The organism is Streptomyces flavofungini (assembly GCF_041028215.1).
GTDB classification, from domain to species: Bacteria; Actinomycetota; Actinomycetes; order Streptomycetales; family Streptomycetaceae; genus Streptomyces; species Streptomyces flavofungini_B.
In genome coordinates this window covers 1-5,615 of sequence record NZ_JASKYR010000499.1, presented here as the reverse complement: position 1 = coordinate 5,615, position 5,615 = coordinate 1, and the positions used below count along the sequence as shown (strand labels likewise).

Annotated in this window: 3 protein-coding genes; 1 reads left to right on the top strand and 2 read right to left on the bottom strand. The window is 72.9% G+C overall.

Annotated features, from left to right (window positions below; genetic code table 11):
- Positions 1-1,002 (bottom strand): serine/threonine-protein kinase (locus AB8Z36_RS28050; RefSeq protein WP_369216174.1); only part of this gene is annotated, 1,002 nt, incomplete at its 3' end.
- Between the two features lie 251 nt (positions 1,003-1,253).
- Between AB8Z36_RS28050 and glgP the strand changes: the two genes are divergently transcribed.
- Positions 1,254-3,902, top strand: a complete 2,649-nt coding sequence (gene glgP / locus AB8Z36_RS28045; protein WP_369216173.1) for an alpha-glucan family phosphorylase — start codon at positions 1,254-1,256, stop codon at positions 3,900-3,902.
- Between the two features lie 69 nt (positions 3,903-3,971).
- On the opposite strand, the gene AB8Z36_RS28040 is transcribed toward glgP, so the two are convergent.
- Positions 3,972-5,603: a M4 family metallopeptidase gene (locus AB8Z36_RS28040; RefSeq protein ID WP_369216172.1), complete on the bottom strand. Its 1,632-nt coding sequence runs from the start codon at positions 5,601-5,603 to the stop codon at positions 3,972-3,974.
- Positions 5,604-5,615 lie beyond the last annotated feature (12 nt).

Below are 5,615 nucleotides of genomic sequence, written 5' to 3'. Positions count from 1 at the left end.
CCCGTGCACCGGGGGCGCGACGGGTCCAGGCGGCGTCCACGTGGGGGTCTGCGTCGGGGTCGGTGTGGCCGGTGTGGCCTGCGGGGCTGCGGGGAGCGGGAGCAGCGGGCGGCCGGACGCGCACAACTGGAGCGTGTCACGGCGGATCTCCTCGATGGCGGCGACCACGGGCGCGGGCCAGCCGGGGGCGCCGGTGACGTCCCGCAGCGCGTCGAGCCGGTCCGCGACCTCGTGCGGGGCCGGGCGGTCGCCGGGCTCGGGCACCAGACAGGCGGCGAGGACCTCCCGCAGCCCGGCGGGCACCTCGTCCAGACGGGCCTCGGCGCGCGAGACGCGGTAGAGCACGGCGGCCACCGGGCCGTCCCCGAACGGGTCACCGCCGGAGGCCGCGTACGCCAGCACCGACGCCAGGCAGAACACGTCGGACGCGGCCACCACGTGCCGCCCGCCCGCCACGTGCTCGGGGGACATGAAACCGGGGGTGCCCACGAGCAGGCCCGTCGAGGTCATCGTGGTCGCGCCGAGCGCCCGTGCCACGCCGAAGTCGATGAGCTTCGGCCCGTCGGCGCCGAGCAGGACGTTCGCCGGTTTCAGGTCGCGGTGCAGGGCGCCCGCCGCGTGCACCGCGGCGAGGGCGTGGGCGAGCCCGGCGCCGAGGGCGGCGACGGCTCCCAGGGGCAGCGGACCGTGCGCGCGCACGGCCTCCGCGAGGTTCGGCCCCGCGACGTACTCGGTGGCGAGCCACGGCTCCGCGGCCTCCGCGTCGCCGCCGACGAGACGCGCCACGTACGGGCTGCGCACCGAGGCCGCCACCGCTATCTCGCGCCGGAACCGGGCACGGAAGGCGGGGTCGCCCGCGATGTCGCGGCGGATCACCTTGACGGCGACGAGCGCGTCCGGTTCGTAGTGCCCCGGGGACGCCGCGTCCGGGGTGGCGAGGAAGACCTCGCCCATGCCTCCGGCGCCGAGCCGCCCCACACTCTCGTAGGGACCCACCCGCATGGGCGAAGCCTCACGCAACTGGCCGATCATCCACATGCCCCCCGGGTGGTACCGCTGTCAATTCCCGTGCCTCGACGAGAGCTTGCAGATTACAACGGGGAAAGGAAGGCGTCCTGAGCCGCGTCGCGGTCCGGGACACGCCGTGCGCCCCGTGCCCGCGCCGTGGTGGGGGAGTGCCGACCGCCGCTACCTTCGACTCGCGGAGGTAAATACGTGCCGCATCCAGGCGAATCCCCGCGAAGGTGGAGACCGTGAAGGCAATCCGACGATTCACCGTACGTCCCGTCCTTCCCGAACCCCTCGGCAAGCTGGCCGAGCTGTCCCGCAATCTGCGCTGGTCGTGGCATCCGCGCACCCGTGAGCTCTTCGAGTCCGTCGACCCCGCCCGGTGGACGGCGTCCGGCTGCGACCCCGTGCGCCTGCTGGGCGGTGTCCCGTCCGCGCGCCTGACCGAGCTGGCCGGGGACGCGGACTTCCTGCGGCGGCTCGACGAGGCGGCCGCGGACCTCGACGAGTACCTCACCGGGGACCGCTGGTACCAGGAACAGGGCCGCGACCCCAATGAACCCGACCGGACGGCCCCCGAACTGCCCCGCGCCGTCGCCTACTTCTCGCCGGAGTTCGGCATCACGGCCGCCCTGCCGCAGTACTCCGGCGGCCTCGGCATCCTCGCCGGGGACCACCTCAAGGCCGCCAGCGACCTCGGGGTGCCGCTCATCGGGGTCGGCCTGCTCTACCGGCACGGCTATTTCCGCCAGTCGCTGTCCCGCGACGCCTGGCAGCAGGAGCACTACCCCGTACTCGACCCCAACGAGCTGCCCGTCTCGCTGCTCCGCGAGACCGACGGCACGCCCGCCAAGGTCTCCCTCGCCCTGCCCGGCGGGCGCGCGATGCTGGCCCACATCTGGCACGCGCAGGTCGGCCGCGTGCCGCTCCTCCTGCTCGACTCCGACGTCGAGGAGAACGACCCCGGTGAGCGCGACGTCACCGACCGGCTCTACGGCGGCGGCAGCGAGCACCGGCTGCTCCAGGAGATGCTCCTCGGCATCGGCGGAGTGCGTGCCGTACGGATCCACTGCCGGCTGACCGGGCATCCGGAGCCGGAGGTGTTCCACACCAACGAGGGACACGCCGGGTTCCTCGGGCTCGAACGCATCCACGAGCTCGTCGCGGCGGGCGTCGACTTCGACGCGGGTCTTGAGGCGGTGCGGGCGGGGACCGTCTTCACCACCCACACCCCCGTGCCCGCCGGGATCGACCGCTTCGACCGCGAGCTGGTCGCCCGGCACTTCGGGCCCGGCGCCGAGCTGCCCGACATCGACGTCGGCGCTGTCCTCCGGCTCGGCATGGAGACCTATCCGGGCGGCGAGCCCAACCTCTTCAACATGGCGGTGATGGGGCTGCGCCTCGGCAGCCGCGCCAACGGCGTGAGCACCCTGCACGGCGCGGTCAGCCGCGAGATGTTCGCCGGGCTCTGGCCGGGCTTCGACGCCGCTGAGGTCCCGATCGCCTCGGTCACCAACGGCGTGCACGCCCCGACCTGGGTCGCCCCCGAGGTGTTCCGGCTCGGCGCCCGGCAGATCGGCGAGCGGCGCACCGAGGACGCGCTCTCGGTGGGCGGCTCCGACCGCTGGGACTCGGTCGCCGAGATCGGCGACTCCGACATCTGGGAGCTGCGCCGCACCCTGCGCGGGCAGCTCGTGGAGGAGGTCAGGCGGCGCCTGTACGACTCCTGGCGGCAGCGCGGGGCGGCCAGCGCCGAGCTCGGCTGGATCGACGAGGTGCTCCACCCCGACGTCCTCACCATCGGCTTCGCGCGCCGCGTCCCCTCCTACAAGCGGCTCACGCTCATGCTGCGCGACCGGGACCGGCTCATGCGGCTGCTGCGCCACGCCGAGCGGCCCGTCCAGATCGTCGTCGCGGGCAAGGCGCATCCGGCGGACGACGGCGGCAAGCGGCTCATCCAGGAGCTGGTGCGGTTCACCGACGACCCCCGGGTGCGCAACCGCATCGTCTTCCTGCCCGACTACGGCATGGCGATGGCGCAGAAGCTCTACCCCGGCTGCGACGTGTGGCTGAACAATCCGCTGCGCCCGCTGGAGGCCTGCGGCACCTCCGGCATGAAGGCGGCCCTGAACGGCTGTCTGAACCTCTCCGTCCTCGACGGCTGGTGGGACGAGTGGTTCGAGCCCGACTTCGGCTGGGCCATCCCCACGGCGGACGGCGCGGCCACCGACGACGACCGCCGCGACGACCTGGAGGCCGCCGCGCTCTACGACCTCCTGGAGCGCCGCATCGCCCCGCGCTTCTACGAACAGGGCCCCGGCGGCCTGCCCGACCGCTGGATCGAGATGGTCCGCCGCACACTGACCCGGCTCGGCCCCAAGGTCCTCGCGGGGCGGATGGTCCGCGAGTACGTGGAGAAGCTGTACGTGCCCGCGGCGCGGGCACACCGCGCGCTCGACACCGCGTCGGCGGGGGAGCTGGCCGCCTGGAAGGGGCGGGTCCGTGCCGCCTGGCCGAGGGTGGCCGTCGACCACGTCGAGGCCTCGGCCACCGGGGCCACGGCCGAGCTGGGGGCCACGCTCTCCCTGCGGGTGCGGGTCAACCTCGGTGAGCTCTCGCCGGACGACGTGGAGGTGCAGGCCATCGCGGGGCGCGTCGACCCCGAGGACCACATCGCCGACGCCTCGCCGGTGCCGCTGAAGCCGACGAGCGGGCCCGACGTCGAGGGGCGCCGGGTCTACGAAGGCCCCCTCGCCCTGGACCGCACCGGACCCTTCGGATACACCGTGCGCATCCTGCCCGCGCACCGGCTCCTTGCCAGCGGGGCCGAGCTGGGGCTCGTGGCGCTGCCCTCGGAGGGCACGGGGGAGGAGGCGGGGGTCCTGATGCGGTGAGGACGCGGCGCGGACGCACGGAAGGGGCGGTGATCCGGAATCCGGATCGCCGCCCCCACCGCCTCGCCGCTACTTGACGTTGACCGCGGCCCAGGCCGCGTCGACGCCCTTGTACTCGGCGGAGTCCGCGCCGTAGAGGTCCTTCGCGGCGCTCAGGGAGCCCTCACGGGCCGCCTTGTAGTCCGTCGTCGACGTGAAGTACGTCGTCAGGGCCTTGAACCAGATCTTCTCGGCCTTGTCGCGGCCGATGCCCTCGACCTTGGAGCCGTCGGCCGTCGGGGAGTCGTACGTGACGCCGTTGATCTCCTTGGCGCCGCTGCCCTCGGACAGCAGGTAGAAGAAGTGGTTGGCGATGCCCGAGGAGTAGTGGACGTCGACGTTGCCCGCGTCCTCGCTCCAGGCGTCCAGGGACTGGCCGTCCTTCGAGGGCTTGTCCATGTAGCGCAGCGGCGAGCCGTCGCCATTGATGTCGATCTTCTCGCCGATGAGGTAGTCGCCGACGTCCTCGGGGCTCTTGGCGTTGAACTCGACCGAGGCCGCGAAGATGTCGGAGGTGGCCTCGTTCAGGCCGCCGGACTCACCGCTGTACTCCATGTTGCCGGTCGCCGAGGTGACGCCGTGCGTCATCTCGTGGGCCGCGACGTCCAGCGAGGTCAGGGGCTTCTTGTCGCCCTCGCCGTCGCCGTAGGTCATGCAGAAGCAGCTGTCGTCCCAGAAGGCGTTGACGTAGCCGTTGCCGTAGTGGACGCGCGAGGTGGCGCCCTTGCCGTCGCCCTTGATGCCGCTGCGGCCGTGCACGGACTTGTAGTAGTCCCAGGTCAGCTGCGCGCCGTAGGCGGCGTCGACGGCGGCGGTCTGCACGTCGTCGGGCTTGCCGTTGCCCCAGGTGTCGTCGTCGTCCGTGACGAGCTTGCCCTCACCGCTCTGGGAGTGGTTCAGGTCGAACGTGCTGTGGCCGCCGCGCTCGTCGTCGGTCAGCTCGAAGCCGCTGCCGCCCTTCTTGGTGCCGAGCTCGACCTTGCCGCTGTACTGGCTGTTGCCGGTGCCGTTCTCGATGGCCTGGCGCTCGTACAGCTTCTTGCCGGTCGCCGCGTCGGTGACGACGTGCAGACGGCTGGGCGTGCCGTCCTTCTGCACCCCGGTGACGACGGTCTCGTAGGCCAGGGTGGGCTTGCCGTCGGCCGCCCAGATCACCTTGCGCGGGGCGTTGGCGTCGGCCTTCGACGTCCTGGCTCTGGCGGCCGTCGTCTCGGCGGCCTTGACGGCCGATGCCTTGCCCAGCCTGGCGTCGGTGCTGGCGACCTTCACGGTGGCCTTGACCGCCTTGGTGACGCCCTCGACCTTGCCGCTCTTCGCGGTGTGCACGACGAGGTCGCCGCCGAGGACGGGCAGGCCGTCGTAGGTGCGCTCGTAGCGGGTGTGGGTGGTGCCGTCGGCGTCCTTGACGACGTCGCGGACGACGAGCTTCTCCTTGGCGCCGAGACCGATCCTGTCGGCGGTGGCCGCCCGGTCGGCGGAGGCGTCCTTCAGGAGGTCCGCGCGCGTCGACGCCGAGAGGCTGACGGGCGCGCCGGCGGACGTGGCGTCCTTGGCGGGCTCCGCGGAGGCGCCGGTGGTCAGCCCGGCGGCGAGCATCGCTCCTGCGGCGACGGCGGTGGCGATGGCCAGCGTCGAACGCTTACGGGATATGTGGGGGGTCACGCAGGCTCCTTC